This window comes from Ancylobacter sp. TS-1, assembly GCF_009223885.1.
Classification (GTDB): Bacteria; Pseudomonadota; Alphaproteobacteria; order Rhizobiales; family Xanthobacteraceae; genus Ancylobacter.
Genome location: NZ_CP045144.1, coordinates 3,245,629 through 3,260,721, shown reverse-complemented (window position 1 = coordinate 3,260,721; position 15,093 = coordinate 3,245,629). Strand labels below are relative to the sequence as shown.

18 protein-coding genes are annotated in these 15,093 nt (G+C 70.7%); 9 read left to right on the top strand and 9 right to left on the bottom strand.

Features of this window, described 5'->3' with window-relative positions; all coding sequences use genetic code 11:
- Positions 1-27: 27 nt before the first annotated feature.
- The 4 genes from GBB76_RS15290 to GBB76_RS15275 all read left to right on the top strand — a co-directional run bounded on the left by GBB76_RS15290 (position 28) and on the right by GBB76_RS15275 (position 4,510).
- Positions 28-1,089, top strand: coding sequence for a ligase-associated DNA damage response exonuclease (locus GBB76_RS15290; RefSeq protein ID WP_152304912.1), 1,062 nt, complete (start codon positions 28-30; stop codon positions 1,087-1,089).
- On the top strand, positions 1,086-2,813 hold the full coding sequence (locus GBB76_RS15285; protein WP_152304098.1) for a cisplatin damage response ATP-dependent DNA ligase: 1,728 nt from the start codon (positions 1,086-1,088) through the stop codon (positions 2,811-2,813). The genes GBB76_RS15290 and GBB76_RS15285 overlap by 4 nt, the downstream gene beginning before the upstream one ends.
- A 91-nt stretch (positions 2,814-2,904) precedes the next feature.
- Entirely contained in the window at positions 2,905-3,180 is a 276-nt protein-coding gene (locus GBB76_RS15280) for a DUF6460 domain-containing protein (RefSeq protein ID WP_152304097.1), read from the top strand.
- 4 nt (positions 3,181-3,184) lie between these two features.
- A complete protein-coding gene (locus tag GBB76_RS15275) occupies positions 3,185-4,510 on the top strand; it encodes an MATE family efflux transporter (RefSeq protein WP_152304096.1) in 1,326 nt (441 codons plus the stop codon).
- 7 nt (positions 4,511-4,517) lie between these two features.
- On the opposite strand, the gene GBB76_RS15270 is transcribed toward GBB76_RS15275, so the two are convergent.
- From GBB76_RS15270 to GBB76_RS15260, 3 genes are read right to left on the bottom strand one after another with little or no spacing between them, the layout of a single operon-like run.
- The gene (locus GBB76_RS15270) at positions 4,518-5,597 is read right to left on the bottom strand and encodes a quinone-dependent dihydroorotate dehydrogenase (RefSeq protein WP_152304095.1); all 1,080 of its coding nucleotides are present in this window, start codon (positions 5,595-5,597) and stop codon (positions 4,518-4,520) included.
- A 3-nt stretch (positions 5,598-5,600) separates the two neighbouring features.
- Positions 5,601-5,951 (bottom strand): DUF952 domain-containing protein, encoded by a 351-nt coding sequence (locus tag GBB76_RS15265; RefSeq protein ID WP_152304094.1) that lies wholly within the window; start codon positions 5,949-5,951, stop codon positions 5,601-5,603.
- Positions 5,952-5,995: 44 nt separating this feature from the next.
- Positions 5,996-7,432 (bottom strand): pyridoxal-dependent decarboxylase, encoded by a 1,437-nt coding sequence (locus GBB76_RS15260; RefSeq protein WP_152304093.1) that lies wholly within the window; start codon positions 7,430-7,432, stop codon positions 5,996-5,998.
- Between the two features lie 143 nt (positions 7,433-7,575).
- Between GBB76_RS15260 and GBB76_RS15255 the strand changes: the two genes are divergently transcribed.
- The gene (locus GBB76_RS15255) at positions 7,576-8,202 is read left to right on the top strand and encodes a helix-turn-helix transcriptional regulator (RefSeq protein WP_152304092.1); all 627 of its coding nucleotides are present in this window, start codon (positions 7,576-7,578) and stop codon (positions 8,200-8,202) included.
- Between the two features lie 61 nt (positions 8,203-8,263).
- Here the strand turns inward: GBB76_RS15255 and GBB76_RS15250 are convergent, their stop codons facing one another.
- Positions 8,264-8,521 carry a YMGG-like glycine zipper-containing protein gene (locus GBB76_RS15250; RefSeq protein WP_152304091.1) on the bottom strand — a complete coding sequence of 86 codons (258 nt, stop codon included), beginning with the start codon at positions 8,519-8,521 and terminating at the stop codon, positions 8,264-8,266.
- 286 nt (positions 8,522-8,807) lie between these two features.
- Between GBB76_RS15250 and GBB76_RS15245 the strand changes: the two genes are divergently transcribed.
- Positions 8,808-9,443: a peroxiredoxin gene (locus GBB76_RS15245; protein ID WP_152304090.1), complete on the top strand. Its 636-nt coding sequence runs from the start codon at positions 8,808-8,810 to the stop codon at positions 9,441-9,443.
- A gap of 128 nt (positions 9,444-9,571) precedes the next feature.
- Here GBB76_RS15245 and GBB76_RS15240 read toward each other — a convergent pair whose 3' ends face one another.
- Genes GBB76_RS15240 through def form a run of 3 tightly spaced genes read right to left on the bottom strand, consistent with a single transcriptional unit; the run spans position 9,572 to position 11,534 of the window.
- Positions 9,572-10,027 carry an N-acetyltransferase gene (locus GBB76_RS15240; protein WP_152304089.1) on the bottom strand — a complete coding sequence of 152 codons (456 nt, stop codon included), beginning with the start codon at positions 10,025-10,027 and terminating at the stop codon, positions 9,572-9,574.
- Positions 10,024-10,941, bottom strand: coding sequence for a methionyl-tRNA formyltransferase (gene fmt / locus GBB76_RS15235; protein WP_152304088.1), 918 nt, complete (start codon positions 10,939-10,941; stop codon positions 10,024-10,026). Before fmt ends, GBB76_RS15240 begins: the two co-directional genes overlap by 4 nt.
- Before the next feature lie 38 nt (positions 10,942-10,979).
- Positions 10,980-11,534 carry a peptide deformylase gene (gene def / locus GBB76_RS15230; protein ID WP_152304087.1) on the bottom strand — a complete coding sequence of 185 codons (555 nt, stop codon included), beginning with the start codon at positions 11,532-11,534 and terminating at the stop codon, positions 10,980-10,982.
- A 111-nt stretch (positions 11,535-11,645) separates the two neighbouring features.
- Here def and GBB76_RS15225 point away from each other — a divergent pair, with 111 nt between their 5' ends.
- The 3 genes from GBB76_RS15225 to GBB76_RS15215 all read left to right on the top strand — a co-directional run bounded on the left by GBB76_RS15225 (position 11,646) and on the right by GBB76_RS15215 (position 14,146).
- Positions 11,646-12,848, top strand: coding sequence for a DNA recombination protein RmuC (locus GBB76_RS15225; RefSeq protein ID WP_152304086.1), 1,203 nt, complete (start codon positions 11,646-11,648; stop codon positions 12,846-12,848).
- A gap of 96 nt (positions 12,849-12,944) precedes the next feature.
- Positions 12,945-13,844: a LysR family transcriptional regulator gene (locus tag GBB76_RS15220; protein WP_152304085.1), complete on the top strand. Its 900-nt coding sequence runs from the start codon at positions 12,945-12,947 to the stop codon at positions 13,842-13,844.
- Between the two features lie 122 nt (positions 13,845-13,966).
- Positions 13,967-14,146 carry a DUF1328 domain-containing protein gene (locus GBB76_RS15215; protein ID WP_152304084.1) on the top strand — a complete coding sequence of 60 codons (180 nt, stop codon included), beginning with the start codon at positions 13,967-13,969 and terminating at the stop codon, positions 14,144-14,146.
- Between the two features lie 145 nt (positions 14,147-14,291).
- On the opposite strand, the gene GBB76_RS15210 is transcribed toward GBB76_RS15215, so the two are convergent.
- Both GBB76_RS15210 and GBB76_RS15205 read right to left on the bottom strand, forming a co-directional pair.
- Complete coding sequence (locus GBB76_RS15210; protein WP_202911116.1) at positions 14,292-14,843, bottom strand: sigma-70 family RNA polymerase sigma factor; 552 nt, start codon at positions 14,841-14,843, stop codon at positions 14,292-14,294.
- Entirely contained in the window at positions 14,840-15,088 is a 249-nt protein-coding gene (locus GBB76_RS15205) for a NepR family anti-sigma factor (RefSeq protein WP_152304083.1), read from the bottom strand. Before GBB76_RS15205 ends, GBB76_RS15210 begins: the two co-directional genes overlap by 4 nt.
- Positions 15,089-15,093: the final 5 nt, after the last annotated feature.

Sequence of the window (15,093 nt, the reverse complement as noted above, 5' to 3'; positions counted from 1 at the left end):
GGGGTGGCGCCCTATATATCCTCCGCGATGCGACCGGAAGAGCTTCTCCACTCCACGCCACAGGGCCTGTACTCCCCCGCCGGCGATTTCTTCATCGATCCGACCCGGCCGGTGGCGCGGGCGCTGGTCACGCACGGCCATTCCGACCATGCGCGCGCCGGCCATGGCGCCGTCATGGCGACCCGGCGCACGCTCGACATCATGGCGATCCGCTATGGCGAGGGCTTCGCCGGCGCGACGCAGGCAGCGGCCTATGGCGAGCGGGTCGAGGTGAACGGCGTCGGCGTCACCTTCCATCCCGCCGGCCACATCCTTGGCTCGGCGCAGATCGCGCTGACGTGGCGCGGCTGCACCATCGTCGCCTCGGGCGACTACAAGCCCGGCCCTGATCCGACCGCCGAGCCCTTCGCGCCGGTGCGCTGCCATGTCTTCATCTCGGAGGCGACCTTCGGCCTGCCGGTGTTCCGCCATCCGGCCCCCGCCGCCGAGATCGCCAGGCTCACCGCCTCGCTCGCCCTGTTCCCGGAGCGCGCGCATCTCGTCGGCGCCTATGCCCTCGGCAAGGCGCAGCGTGTGATGGCGCTGCTGCGCGCCGCCGGCCATGAGCGCCCCATCCTCATCCATGGCGCAATGGAACGGCTGACGGAGTATTACCAATCGCAGGGCATCGCGCTCGGCGACATCCGCCCCGCCCGCGACGCCACCCCGGCCGAGCGCGCCGGCGCCGTGGTGATCTGCCCGCCCGGCGCGATGACGGACGTGTGGTCGCGCCGCTTCCCCGATCCGGTGACGGCCTTCGCCTCCGGCTGGATGCGCATCCGCGCCCGCGCCCGGCAGAACGGCGTCGAACTGCCGCTCATCCTCTCCGACCATGCCGACTGGGACGACCTCCAGGCCGCCATCCGCGCCACCGGCTGCGGCGAACTCTGGGTCACGCACGGGCAGGAGGACGCGCTGGTGCACTGGGCGCGACTGTCAGGGCTGGAGGCGCGGCCGCTGCACATGGTCGGCTATGGCGAGGAGGAGGCGGAGGGCGCCGCGCCGGAAACCTCGCCCGACGCTTCCCCCGCGCCGGAGGGCGCGCCGTGAACCGCTTCGCCGCCCTGCTCGACCGCCTCGCCTATGAGCCGCGCCGCAACGGCAAGATTCGGTTAATAGCCGACTATCTACAGCATACGCCGGACCCCGAGCGCGGCTGGGCGCTGGCCGCGCTCACCGGCGCGCTCAGCTTCCGCAACGCCAAGCCGGGGCTGATCCGCCAGCTCATCAGCGAGCGCACCGACCCGGTGCTGTTCGCGCTGTCCTATGACTATGTCGGCGATCTCTCGGAGACGGTGGCGCTGATGTGGCCGGCCCCGCCTCCTGTCCCCTCTCCCCGAGGGGGAGAGGGTTGGGGTGAGGGGGGAGGCGGGGCCGGCGTCGCTCCCCCCTCACCCGCCCCTTCGGGTCGACCTCTCCCCTCGGAGGGAGGTGAAAGAGATGTTCCGCTTTCCGCCATCGTCGACGCCTTCACCCATATGGGCCGCGCCGAGATGCCGGCGGTGCTCGCCTCGCTGCTCGACCGGCTGGACGAGACCGGGCGCTGGGCGCTGCTGAAGCTCATCACCGGCGGCCTGCGCATCGGCGTCTCGGCCCGTCTCGCCAAGACGGCGGTGGCCGCGCTCGGCACGCTGGAGCCGGACGAGATCGAGCTGGTCTGGCCCGGCCTTTCCCCGCCCTATGCGGAACTGTTCGCCTGGGCGCAGGGCGAGGGCCCGCGCCCGCAGACCGACGATCCCGCCCCGTTCCGGCCGGTGATGCTCTCCCACCCCATCGAGGACGCCGATTTCGCGGCGCTCGATCCGGCCGCGTTCCGCGCCGAATGGAAATGGGACGGCATCCGCGTGCAGGCGACGCGGGCCCCCGGCCCGGATGGGCACGCCGTCACCCGGCTCTACAGCCGCACCGGCGAGGACATTTCCGGCGCCTTCCCGGACCTTGCCGAGGCGCTCGCCTTCGAGGGCACGGTGGACGGCGAATTGCTGATCCTGCGCGAGGGGCGCGTGCAGTCCTTCAACGTGCTGCAGCAGCGGCTCAACCGGAAGGCCGTCACGCCGAAGATGCTGCTGGAATTCCCCGCCCATATCCGCGCCTACGACCTGCTCGCCGAGAAGGACGAGGACCTGCGCGAGCTTGCCTTCGCCGCCCGCCGCGCGCGGCTGGAGGCGCTGATATCAGCCCATCCGGCGGAGGGCCGGCTCGATCTCTCCCCGCTGGTTCCCTTCGCCACATGGGACGACCTCGCCGCCACCCGTGCCGACCCTGCCGCCCATGGCGCGGGGGAGGATGCGGAAGCGGTGGAAGGGGTGATGCTCAAGCGCGCCGACAGCCCCTATCTGCCCGGCCGCCCGAAAGGGCCGTGGTGGAAATGGAAGCGCGACCCGCACAGCGTCGACGCCGTGCTGATGTATGCCCAGCGCGGCCACGGCAAGCGCTCCTCCTATTATTCCGCCTACACCTTCGGCGTGTGGACGGAAGCGGGCGAGCTGGTGCCGGTCGGCAAGGCCTATTTCGGCTTCACCGATGCCGAGCTGGTCGAGATCGACCGTTTCGTGCGCAACCATACGGTGAACCGCTTCGGCCCGGTGCGGGAAGTGGTGCACACGCCGACCGAGGGGCTGGTACTGGAAGTGGCGTTCGAGGGGCTGGCGCGCTCCACCCGCCACCGCTCCGGCATCGCCATGCGCTTTCCCCGCATCGCCCGGCTGCGCTGGGACAAGCCGCCGGGAGAAGCCGACCGGCTGGCGACGCTGGAGCGGATGGTCGGCCCGTGACCGGCAAGGGGACGGCGACGAAAGCCACGCTCCCCGCCGCCCTTCCGGCGTGCTAGGGAAAGGCCGTTCGCCCGCCCAAGGAGCGTGAATCATGTCCGACCATCACAATAATCTCGGCCGCTGGATGGGCGGCTCGCCCTTCTGGGTGCTGCTGCGCCTCATCGCGCTGTCGGTGGTGGTCGGCGTCATCCTCGCCGCGCTCGGGCTCGATCCCTTGAACATCTTCACGAGCCTGGAAAGCCTCGTGCGCCATCTGTTCAATTTCGGCTTCGAGACCGTCGAGCGTCTGTGGCGCTATTTCCTGCTCGGCGCGGTCATCGTCGTCCCGCTCTGGCTGATCACCCGCGTCGCCAGCCGCGGGCGGTGACACCGTGAATCTGGACTCCGGCGGCCGGGTGGAGGTCACCTCCCGGCGCTTTCTCGTCATAGCCCTGCCGGCGACGCTGGCCCAGATGACGACGCCGGTGCTGGGTCTGGTGGCGACCGGCGCCATCGGCCGGCTGGGCGATGCCGCCCTGCTCGGCGCCGTGGCGGTGGGCGCGCTGCTGTTCGACTTCGTGTTCTGGGTCTTCGGCTCGATCCGCATGGGCACGGCCGGGTTGACGGCGCAGGCGCTCGGGCGCGGCGACACGCTTGAGCTGCGCGCCGTCCTGGTGCGCTCGCTGCTGATCTCGCTGGCGGTGGGCCTCGGGCTCATCGCGCTGCATCTGCCGCTGTCCCATCTCGCCTTCCTCGCCATGGGCGCCAGCGAGACCGTGCACGCGGCGGCGGCGCTCTATTTCTCGGTGCGCATCCTCTCGGCGCCCTTCGCCATCGGCAATTTCGCCATGCTGGGCTGGCTGGTCGGCATCGCCCGCACCGATATCGGGCTCGGGCTGCAGATCCTCATCGCCGCCGTCAACGCGGTGGCGACGCTGCTTCTGGTGCTGCACTGGGATTTCGGCATCGCCGGCGCGGCGGCGGCGAATGTTCTGGCCGAAGCCGTCGGCACGCTGTTCGGCCTCGGCGCGGCGGCGCGGCTGATCGGCCGCAACTGGCGCCTGCCCTGGCGCACCGTGCTCGACCGGGCCCGCCTCGTCGAGACGGTGGCGGTGAATGGCGACATCATGATCCGCACCGCGCTCATCATGTCGGTGCTGCTGTTCTTCACCGCGCAGGGCGCGCGCCACGACGACGTGACGCTGGCGGCCAATGCGGTGCTCTACAACATTGTCATGGTGACGGCCTTCTTCCTCGACGGCTTCTCGACCGCCGCCGAGCAGATATGCGGCCAGAGCATCGGGGCGAAGGACCGGCCCGGCTTCCGCCGCGCGGTGCGCATGGTGATGGCCTGGGGCTTCGGCTTCGCCGCTCCGGCGACAGCACTGCTGGTCGTCGGCGGCGGCGCGCTGATCGACGCGCTCTCGGCCAATGAGCAGGTGCGCGAGGTCGGCCGCGCCTTCCTGCCGCTGGCGGCGCTCACCCCGCTGCTCGGCGTCGCCGCCTTCGCCTATGACGGCATCTATGCCGGCTCGACCTGGGCGCGCGACATGCGCAACCTCATGTTCCCGGCGGTGGCGCTGTATTTCCTGGTCTGGTGGCTCACCCTGCCGCTCGGCAATACCGGGCTGTGGATCGCCTATCTCGCCTTCATGGCCGGACGTGGAATCTTCCTCGCCATCAGGCTGCCGGCGCTGGAGCGGCGCAGCTTCGCCTGAGCCGTCCTCAGGTGCCGGGGAAGCGCTCCGCCACCCGCTCGCGCGCCCGCCGGCCGGTCAGCGCGGCGAGCGTCGTGCCCTCGCGCGACAGGCGGGCCAGCAGCCCCTGCTTGATGCGCCCGGCCAGCCCCAGCCCCTCATAGACGAGGCCGGAATAGAGCTGGATCAGGCTGGCGCCAGCCTCGATCTTGGCCAGCGCCGTCTCCGGGCTGTCGATGCCGCCGACCCCGACGATCGGAAAGGCCCCGTCGGCCCGCACATAGGCTTCCGCCAGCATGCGGGTGGAGAGCGCGAAGAGCGGCCGGCCGGAAAGGCCGCCGGTCTCGCCGCTATGGCGCGAACGCAGGCCCGCCGGGCGCGAGATGGTGGTGTTGGCGACGATCAGCCCGTCGACGCGGCGCCGGCGCACCACCTCGATCACCGCGTCGAGATGCGGCAGGGCGAGGTCGGGGGCGATCTTCAGCAGCAGCGGAATGCCCGGCGCCACGCGCTCGCGCGCCTCGACGAGCCGCGCCAGCAGGTCGTCGAGTGCTTTCTCCTCCTGCAGGTCGCGCAGGCCGGGCGTGTTGGGCGAGGAGACATTGGCGGTGAAATAGGTGGCGAGCCCGGCGAAGGCGGCGATGCCCGCCACATAGTCCGCCGCGCGGTCGGTCGAATCCTTGTTGGCCCCGACATTGACCCCGACAATGCCGGCCCTGCCCTTGCGGGCCGCCAGCCGGGCGCGCGCCGGGCCGTGGCCGCCACTGTTGAAGCCGTAGCGGTTGATCACCGCGCGGTCCTCGGTGAGGCGGAAATTGCGCGGGCGCGGATTGCCCGGCTGCGGGCGCGGCGTGATGGTGCCGACCTCGACGAAGCCGAAGCCGGCGCCGAGCAGCGCGTCCGGCACCTCGGCCTCCTTGTCGAAGCCCGCCGCCAGCCCGACCGGATTGGGGAAGGCGAGGCCGAAGGCGTTCACGGCAAGGCGCGGATCGTCCACCGGCAGCGGGCGGGCCGGCAAGGCGGACAGCGCCCGGATGGCGAGGCCGTGCGCCGTCTCCGGGTCGAGGAGACGGGCCGCCGGCAGAGCGAGGTCGAGCAGCGCGCGCATGGCTCAGCCCTCCAGATCGGGAAAGACGTGCCGGCCGTCGGCGCCCAGCGGCAGCGGGCGCACGGCCACCACGGCGCCAAGACCGAGCGGGCCGTAGAGATGGGGGAACAGCGCGCCGCCGCGCGAGGGCTCCCAGCGCAGCGCGTCGGGATCGAGCGCATCGGTGCGCACGGCCACGAGAAGAAGGTCGTCCTGCCCGGCGAAATGCTTGCCGGCCGTCTCCGCCACCTGCGCGGCGGTGGAGAAGTGGATGAAGCCGTCGGCGCGGTCGACCGGCGCGCCCTCGAAGCGCCCCGCCGCCTCGGCCTCGTGCCAGAGCGCGCGCGGCGCGATCTTGTAGATGATGTCGGTCACGTCAAAGGCCCCCGCATGCGACGGCTCGCGCCGCCGGTCAGGCTCTAGCCCTGCGCGGCGGCGCTGGCAACGGACCTCCAGCACGCGATCATCGCCTCGGCCGAACGGTCGATGTCCGCCGCGCACGTCGCCGCGCCGATGATCGAGACCCGCATCGCCCAGCGCCCGCGCCATTTCGCCCCGCCGGCGAAGCAGGTGCCCTCGGCCTGGATCGCCGCGATGGTGGCGAGCGTGGCCGCGTCGCCCGCCGCCATGTCGCGGTCGGCGCCGAAGCGCACCAGAAGCTGGTTGAGCACGACGTCGTTGAGCACCGCGACGCCCGGCTCGGCGGCGAGGCGGTCGGCCAGCCGCCGCGCCAGCGCGCAATGGCGCTCCACCATTTCGGCCACGCCGTCGCGGCCGAAATGGCGCAGCAGCGCCCAGGTGCTGAAGCCGCGCGCGCGGCGCGAGAGTTCCGGCACGTGATGGGAGGGATCGCGCTCGCCCCCCTGCACCGGCGGCAGATAGCTCGCCGCGATGGTCATGGCCCGCCGGTGCGCCTCGCCGTCGCGCACGATGGCATAGCCGCAATCGAACGGCGTCTGCAGCCATTTATGGCCATCGGTCGCCCAGGAATCGGCCAGTTCCACGCCGCGCGCCAGCGCCGCCCGCGAGGGGCAGGCGCGCGCCCACAGGCCGAAGGCGCCGTCCACATGCACCCAGGCGCCACGCGCCTTGGCCAGCGGCACGAGACTGTCGTGCGGGTCGAAGGCGCCGGTGTTGAGCTGGCCGGCCTGCGTCACCACGATAAGCGGCCCTTGGCGCGGCAAGGCCTGCGCGAAGGCGTCGGGACGGATGGCGCCCTGCGCGTCGGTCGGCACGCGCACCAGGCTCTCGCGGCCGAAACCGAGATAGTTGAGCGCCGAGAAGACGGTGCTGTGCGCCTCGTCCCCGATCACCACCCGCACCGGCGGCGCGCCGAACAGCCCGCGCTCGGCGACATCCCAGCCGGCACGGCGCAGCACCTCGCCACGCGCGGCGGCGAGGCCGACGAAATTGGCCATCGTCGCGCCGGTGACGAAGCCCACCGAGGCGTCGGCCGGCAGGCGCAGCAATTCGAGCAGCCAGCGCGCGGCCACCGTCTCGGCGGCGGCGGCGGCCGGGGCGGCGACATGGTTGGCGGTGTTCTGCCCCCAGGCCGAGGTCAGCCAGTCGGCGGCGACGCCGACAGGATGCGAACTGCCGATCACCCAGCCGAAGAAGCGCGGCCCGGTGGTCGAATGCAGGCCCGGTTCGGCGGCACGTACAAGCGCGTCGAGCACCGCGTGCGGCTCCTCTCCCCGCGCGGGGAGTTCGCCGTCGAAGGCCGCGACCGCCTCGGCATAGCCGATGACCGGCCGCTCGCGCCCGGCATCCGCATCGCGGTAGTCGGCCGCACGCCGGGCGGCATCCATCAGCAAGGCGCGGGTGGCGCTGTCCCGGTCTTGGCTCGGCTCCGGCATCGCTGACCTCCGTGGCGGGGGCGCGCATCCTAGGCCGCGCGGCCGGGCTGTCCAGAGGCGCGGACGCGGTTCGGAACACGGCTGGACTTTGGCCGAAATAGGGTATAATTCCTATTCATCTGACCATATTCCGAACAGGCGCCATGCTCACCCACGCACAGATATGGCGGGCCGTCGACCGTCTGGCCGAGCGCCACGGGCTGAGCGTCTCGGCGCTGGCCAAGCGGGCCGGGCTCGACGCCACCACCTTCAACCGCTCCAAGCGGGAAGCGGCGGACGGGCGCGCGCGCTGGCCCTCCACCGAGAGCATCGCCAAGATCCTCGCCGCCACCGGCACCCCCCTCGACGATTTCATGGCGCTGGTGGACGGGACGGGCGCGGCGCGGCGCGCCATCCCGCTGATCGGCTTCGCGCAGGCAGGCGGCGGCGGCTATTTCGACGATGCGGGCTTTCCGGTCGGCGGCGCCTGGGACGAGATCGCCTTTCCCGATGTCGGCGACGAGCACGCCTATGCGCTGGAGATTGCCGGCGATTCCATGCTGCCGCTCTATCGCGACGGCGATGTCGTGGTGGTCTCGCCGGCCGCGCCGGTGCGGCGCGGCGACCGGGTGATCGTGAAGACGCGCGAGGGCGAGGTGCTGGCCAAGGAACTCAAGCGCCAGACCGCCCGCACGGTGGAACTGCGCTCGCTCAACCCCGAGCATCCCGACCGGCTGCTTCAGGAAGGCGAGATCGCCTGGATCGCCCGCGTGCTGTGGGCGAGCCAGTAGGGAAATACGAAAACGGCCCCGCTCGGGGGCCGCCTCGCTCTGTCTGTTGTCGGCGCTGCGGTCAGCAGCGCACCGCCACGCGGCGGCCATAACGGTCATAGGCCCAGCAGTCGCCGGGCGAGGTGGCCGCGCCGATGAGCGCGCCGGCGCCCGCGCCGACGCCCGCGCCGATCGCCGCGCCGGTGCCGCCGCCGGCGATGCCGCCGATCACAGCTCCCGTGCCGCCGCCGATGAGCGCGCCGCCCGCCGTCCGGCGCTCGGTGGTGGTGCAGGCCGCGAGGCTGAGCGCGACGGCGGAAATCGCAACGATCTTGAGCATGTTCCCTCTCCAGATGCAGCGGCCCCGGCCGATGCGGCGCGGCGCCCGTTTGACGTGGCGTAGGGCGGAAACGCGCGATCGTGGAGGCACGCTCCCGCAAATGTGCGGGCGTTTGCCCCTTACGTCACAGAGCCGTCCGGCCGCCCGTGCTGTAACGTGCGGAACAGGCGTCGGTTCCATGCCGGCCCGACGGGGGGCGCGCTATGGCGCTTCCTAAGCGGGGCGCCCGGCAGTATAATACAAGAATTATAGACTTTTCACTTTCCGCCGCATTCAGGAGGCTGTCATGACACTGCGTCTTGGGGACGTCGTCCCCGACTTCGAGGCCGAAACCACCGAAGGCCCGATCCGCTTCCATGAGTGGCTCGGCGATTCCTGGGGCGTGCTGTTCTCGCACCCGAAGAACTTCACCCCGGTCTGCACCACCGAGCTTGGCCAGGTCGCCCGGCTCAAGCCCGAATTCGACCGCCGCAACGTCAAGGTGATCGGGCTCTCCGTCGACCCGCTCGACGCCCATGCGAAATGGGCGGACGACATCGCCGAGACGCAGGGCTACGCCCCGAACTTCCCGCTGATCGCCGATCAGGACCGCAAGGTCGCCGACCTCTACGACATGATCCACCCGAACGCGTCGGACACCATGACGGTGCGCTCGGTGTTCGTCGTCGGGCCGGACAAGAAGCTGAAGCTCTCGCTCACCTATCCGGCGAGCGCGGGGCGCAACTTCGACGAGATCCTGCGCGTCATCGACTCGCTCCAGCTCACCGCCCAGCATTCGGTCGCCACGCCGGCGAACTGGAAGGACGGCGACGACGTGATCATCGTTCCTTCCGTGAGCGACGAAGCGGCGAAGGAGAAGTTTCCGCAGGGCTGGAAGACGCTGAAGCCCTATCTGCGCGTGGTCGCCCAGCCGGGGAAGTGAGGCACTCTTCGCCGGAACGTCATCCCGGCCGAGCGTCGCGAGAGCCGGGGTCGCGCGCCATGCGACGCGATCCCGGATCGGCCTGCGGTCGTCCGGGATGACGCTCGCCGGCGCGCCCTATCTTTCCCTCAGGGCTCCAGCACCTTGCGGTACTGGATGAAGCCGGTGCGTTCGGCGACGGCGTTGTAGAGGCGCTGCGCCGTGGCGTTGGTCTCGTGGGTGAGCCAGTAGACCTTGGCGGCGCCCTGCGCGCGGGCATCCGCCGCCACATGGGCGATCAGGGCGCGGCCGAAGCCGCCGCCGCGCTGGCCGGGATCGACATAGAGATCGTTGAGGTAGCACACCTCGCCCACCGCCCAGGTCGAGCGGTGGAAAATCCAGTGCACCAGCCCGACCGCCCGGCCCTCGCCGTCGAAGGCCAGCGCGCCGTGCACCGGCTCGGCGGGGTCGAGCAGGCGTCCCCAGGTCGTGGCCGTCACCTCGTCCGGCAGCGACGCCTCGTAGAAGGTGAGATAGGCCCGCCACAGCGGCAGCCAGTGCGCGTGATCCGGGGGCGTGAGTGCGCGGATGAAGGGCGCGCTCATGCCAGCACCGCGCCGGGCCCGAGCGCCGTGCCGCGCAGGAATTCCTGCGCCGCCATCGCCCGGCTGCCCGCCTTCTGCACCTCGACGAGCCGCACGGCACCGTCCCCGCAGGCGATGGTGAGCGCCTCGTCCAGCACCGTGCCGGGTGCGCCCGCGCCGTCGCCGAGCGTCGAGCGCAGCACCTTCACCCGCACGCCGTCGAGTTCGAACCACGCGCCCGGGAAGGGCGAGAGGCCGCGAATATGGTCGTGCACCGCCTTTGCCGGCTTGCCCCAGTCGATGCGGGTCTCGCTCTTGTCGATCTTGGCGGCGTAGGTCACGCCGTCTTCCGGCTGCGGCGTGAAGCCGAGCGCGCCGCGCTCCAGCGCCGCCAGCGCGCGGCCGATCAGGTCGCCGCCGACGATCATCAGCCGGTCGTGCAGTTCGCCCGCCGTCATGTCCGCCCCGATGGCGACGCGCTCGACGAGGCCGACCGGCCCGGTATCGAGCCCGGCCTCCATCTTCATGACGGCGACGCCGGTCTCGGCATCCCCGGCCATGATGGCGCGCTGGATCGGCGCGGCGCCGCGCCAGCGCGGCAGCAGCGAGGCGTGCAGGTTGAGGCAGCCGAGCGTCGGCAGGTCGAGGATGTTCTGCGGCAGGATGCGGCCATAGGCGACCACCACCGCGACGTCCGCCTGATGCGCGGCGAAGGTTTCGGCCGCCGCCGCGTCGCGCAGCGTCGCCGGGGTCAGCACGGGGATGCCGAGGCGCTCGGCCGTGCGGTGCACCGGCGAGGGCACCATTTCCAGCCCGCGGCGCCCGGCCTGCGCCGGCGCGCGCGTGTAGACGGCGACCACCTCGTGGCCGGCGCCGACGATCTCGACCAGCGTCGGCACCGCGAAATCGGGCGTGCCCATGAAGACGATGCGCATGCGGGCTCCCGGCGAGAAAGAGGACAGGCGGGCGAGGATCAGACCCCGTCGCGCTCCTTGTCGCGGGCGAGCTTGGTGAACTTCTTCACCACCCGGTCGCGCTTGAGCTTGGAGATGTGGTCGATGAACAGCACGCCGTCGAGATGGTCGATCTCATGCTGCACGCAGGTGGCGAGCAGGCCGTCGGCGTCGATCTCGCGCGTCTCGCCGTTGATGTCCATGTAGCGCACCCGCACGCTCGCGGGGCGCTCGACGTCGGCGTAATATTCCGGGATCGACAGGCAGCCTTCCGAATAGACCGACAGGTCCTCGGACACGGCGACGATCTCCGGGTTGATCAGCGCGATGGGCCGCTTCTCGTCGCTGCCCTCGCCGCCTTCCTTGCCCTCGGCCTCGCGCGGGCCGACATCGATGGTGACGATGCGCTCGGGAATGCCGACCTGGATCGCCGCCAGCCCGACGCCGGGCGCGTCATACATAGTCTCGAACATGTCCTCGACGATCGCGCGCACGCGCGCGTCCACGCGCATGACGGGATCGGAAATGAGCCGCAGGCGGGAATCGGGGAGGATGACGAGAGGGCGTATCGACATGCCGTTCAGATAGTAGACCGTTCCACGCCGGTCAACGGAGCCCCTGCCCCGGCGGTGGAGAATGTTCCCGCTACGTTCGCAGCCGCATTTCGAATCTGCTAGAAGGGCGCGATGGATCAGGTGCTCTTCTCCCTCGGCAGCCAGCCGGTGACGCTGATGCAGGCGCTCGCCGGCGCCGGCGCCCTCGCCTTCCTCCTGCTCGTCGCCGTGCTGCGCGCCGTCTCGCGCAGCGCCCGGCAGAACGCGCTGGAGGCGGACGAGCAGGCGCGCCGCGCCGACGAGTTGGAACAGCGCCTCGCCGATCTCGCCCGCACCCAGTCGGAGACCATCGGCCGCGTGCAGTCCATGGCCGAGGTGTTGGCCCAGCGCCAGGGCGAACTCGCCCGCGCGGTGGCCGAGCGTCTCGACGCCTCCACCCACCGCATGGGCGAGAGCCTCGCCCGCTCGGCCGAGGCGACGCACGAGAACCTCACCAAGCTCAACGAGCGGCTCGCGCTGGTGGATCAGGCCCGCCTCTCGCTCGGGGAACTGTCCGGCCAGGTGATGAGCCTGCGCGAGACGCTTTCCAACAAGCAGGCGCGCGGCGCTTTCGGCGAGGGCCGGCTGCAGGCACTGGTCGCCGACGGGCTGCCGCGCGACAGCTTCGCCTTCCAGCACACGCTGGCGAGCGGGCGGCGCGCCGACTGCGCTATCTTCCTGCCCGGCGACAAGCGCCCGCTGCTGATCGATTCCAAGTTCCCGCTGGAGGCCGTCACCGCCTTTCGCGAGGCGCAGACGGACGAGGCCCGCAAGCAGGCGCAGACCCGGCTCAAGCGTGATGTCGGCACGCATGTGAAGGACATTGCCGAGCGCTACCTCGTCAGCGGCGAGACGCAGGACATCGCGCTGATGTTCGTGCCCTCCGAGTCCGTCTATGCCGAGCTACACGAGCATTTCGACGAGGTGATCCAGCAGGCTTTTCGCGCCCGCGTCGTCATCGTCTCGCCCTCGCTGCTGATGCTGGCGGTGCAGGTGGTGCAGGCCATCTGCAAGGATGCGCGCATGCGCGAGCAGGCCGACCTCATCCGCGCCGAATGCGGCAAGCTGGTCGCCGACGTGATCCGCCTGCGCGACCGCGTGGGCAATCTCCAGAAGCATTTCGGGCAGGTCAACGAGGACGTCGCGCAGGCGCTGACCTCGGCCGACAAGGTGGCCAAGCGCGGCGCCCGCATCGAACAGCTCGAATTCGAGGGCGAGGCCATCCCCACCGCCGCGCAGGCGGAACTGCCCGAGCTGCTGCCGACCCCGCTCGGCCTGCGCGGCGCGGCAGAATAGCGCTGCCGGCTTCGATTCAGTCCAATTCGCAGGAACCGCGTTCTCTGATAGTCTGATAGAATCCTTCTATCGTGCTTGCGTCAGGAAGCGTCCCGCGTGATCGACCGTTTCGAACTTCTGCTTGCCCTCGCCAAGGAACGCCATTTCGGCCGCGCCGCCGAGGCCTGCGGCGTCACCCAGCCCACCCTGTCGGCCGGCCTCAAGCAGCTTGAGGAACAGCTCGGCGTGCGCCTTGTCGAGCGCGGCTCGCGCTTCATCGGCTTCACGCCGGAGGGCGAGCGGGCGCTGCAATGGGCGCGGCGGGTCATCGGCGACGTGCGCGCCATGCGCCAGGAGATCGCCGGCATGCGCAAGGGCCTTTCCGGCCATCTGCGCATCGCCGCCATCCCCACCGCCATGCCGATGCTCTCCGAGCTCACCACGCCCTTCCACGAGAAGCACGCCGATGTGCGCTTCACGCTGATGTCGGCGACCTCCAACGAGGTGCTGCGGCTGATCGAGAACCTGGAAGCCGATGCCGGCGTCACCTATCTCGACAACGACCCGCTCGGGCGGGTGAAGACCGTGCCGCTCTACCGCGAGGGCTACCGCTTCCTCACCTCGGTGGATTCCCCGCTCGGCGACCGCGCCAAGGTGACATGGGAGGAGGTCGGCCGGGTGCCGCTGTGCCTGCTCACCCCCGACATGCAGAACCGGCGCATCGTCGACAAGCAGCTTGCCGAATCCGGCCACACGGTAACGCCGATGCTGGAGGCCAACTCCACCATCGCCCTGCTCTCGCATGTGCGCACCGGCAAATGGGCCAGCGTCGTCGCCAACACGCTGGCCGACGTCTTCGCCTTCCCCGACAGCATTCGCTCCATTCCCATCGAGGGACCGGAGGTCTCGCACCAGATGGGCCTCGTGGTGCTCGACCGCGAGCCGATGACACCCATCGTCGCCGCCCTGCTCACCGAGGCACGGGCCATCGCGCCGGGGCTTTCCGAGCGGATCTGAGGCACGGGCGCTGCCACGCGCGCCGGCGGCGCGCCAAAAGGGAACCCTGAGCCGGCTCGGCGGTTGTTCCGGCGAAGCGGCCGGCGCCTTCCGCGCCGCCGCACCGTCAACCGGAGGCAGACATGCTGAGCTGGGCGCTTACCTTTCTCGTCGTCGCGCTGATCGCCGCGGTGCTTGGTTTCGGCGGCATCGCCGGCACGGCGATCGAGATCGCCAAGATCATTTTCTTCGTGGCCATCATCCTGTTCCTGGTCTCGGCCGTGGTCGGCCTGCTGCGCGGGCGCCCCGGCCGGGCACCCTGACCAGACGCCCTGACATAGCCCCTTCGCCAACCCCTACCGTCGACGCACGAAACGCCCCCGGCCCAAGCCGGGGGCGTTCTCGTCTGCGCGGCGAGCGGCAACGAGGGTCACAAACGGAGTGTCGGGTAAGGAGAGGAGGCGCGCCTCAGGCGCGTTCGGCTGCCTGCACGGCGCGGGTGGTCTTGTCCGGGCCGAAATCGTCGTCGCCCTCAATGGCGAGCAGCTCGCCGAGGCGTTTGCGGGCGCGGTTCACCCGGCTCTTGATGGTGCCGACGGCGCACTCGCAGATCTCGGCGGCCTCCTCATAGGAGAAGCCCGAGGCCCCCACCAGCACCAGCGCCTCGCGCTGGTCCGATGGCAGCTTGTCCAGCGCGATCCGGAAATCCTCGAAGTCCAGATGCGTCGTCTGGTCGGGATTGGTGGTCAGCGTGGCGGCGAAGGCGCCATCGGAATCGGGCACCTCGCGGCGGCGCTTGCGGTATTCCGAGCGGAACAGGTTGCGCAGGATGGTGAACAGCCACGCCGGCAGGTTGGTGCCCGGCCGGAAGCTCGAAATATTGGCGAAGGCCCGCAGCAGCGTCTCCTGCACCAGGTCGTCGGCGCGGTCGACGCTGCCGCTCAGCGAGATCGCGAAGGCGCGCAGATTGGGAATCGCGGCGATGATGTCGTCGCGCAGCGACGGATCGACCGTGCTCACTTACGACCTCCGCCATCCTCGTCGGAGGGCGTCCCGGTCTTGCCGCCCGCCTTGTCGAGCTGCGCCAGCAGGTCCATGAAACGGTCGGGCACGCCCTGGCGCACCACGTCGTCATACATGGCCCGCAGGTGCTGGCCGATCTTGGCCTGGATGTCGCTTCCCAGCGCCGTGCCCCCGCCGCCTCCGGGCGAGTGGATGAGAGCGTCGGCCGTTGCCGACTGGCCCTCGGACTGATCGTCATTCATAGTTT

What these genes read in the sequence shown, in the direction of transcription:
- GBB76_RS15290 (WP_152304912.1), top strand. Translation starts at nt 28, where the DNA reads ATGCGACCGGAAGAGCTTCTCCACTCCACGCCACAGGGCCTGTACTCC.
- GBB76_RS15280 (WP_152304097.1), top strand. Translation starts at nt 2,905, where the DNA reads ATGTCCGACCATCACAATAATCTCGGCCGCTGGATGGGCGGCTCGCCC.
- GBB76_RS15270 (WP_152304095.1), bottom strand. Translation starts at nt 5,597, where the DNA reads ATGCGCGCGCTGCTCGACCTCGCTCTGCCGGCGGCCCGTCTCCTCGAC.
- GBB76_RS15260 (WP_152304093.1), bottom strand. Translation starts at nt 7,432, where the DNA reads ATGCCGGAGCCGAGCCAAGACCGGGACAGCGCCACCCGCGCCTTGCTG.
- GBB76_RS15255 (WP_152304092.1), top strand. Translation starts at nt 7,576, where the DNA reads ATGCTCACCCACGCACAGATATGGCGGGCCGTCGACCGTCTGGCCGAG.
- GBB76_RS15250 (WP_152304091.1), bottom strand. Translation starts at nt 8,521, where the DNA reads ATGCTCAAGATCGTTGCGATTTCCGCCGTCGCGCTCAGCCTCGCGGCC.
- GBB76_RS15245 (WP_152304090.1), top strand. Translation starts at nt 8,808, where the DNA reads ATGACACTGCGTCTTGGGGACGTCGTCCCCGACTTCGAGGCCGAAACC.
- GBB76_RS15240 (WP_152304089.1), bottom strand. Translation starts at nt 10,027, where the DNA reads ATGAGCGCGCCCTTCATCCGCGCACTCACGCCCCCGGATCACGCGCAC.
- fmt (WP_152304088.1), bottom strand. Translation starts at nt 10,941, where the DNA reads ATGCGCATCGTCTTCATGGGCACGCCCGATTTCGCGGTGCCGACGCTG.
- def (WP_152304087.1), bottom strand. Translation starts at nt 11,534, where the DNA reads ATGTCGATACGCCCTCTCGTCATCCTCCCCGATTCCCGCCTGCGGCTC.
- GBB76_RS15225 (WP_152304086.1), top strand. Translation starts at nt 11,646, where the DNA reads ATGGATCAGGTGCTCTTCTCCCTCGGCAGCCAGCCGGTGACGCTGATG.
- GBB76_RS15215 (WP_152304084.1), top strand. Translation starts at nt 13,967, where the DNA reads ATGCTGAGCTGGGCGCTTACCTTTCTCGTCGTCGCGCTGATCGCCGCG.
- GBB76_RS15205 (WP_152304083.1), bottom strand. Translation starts at nt 15,088, where the DNA reads ATGAATGACGATCAGTCCGAGGGCCAGTCGGCAACGGCCGACGCTCTC.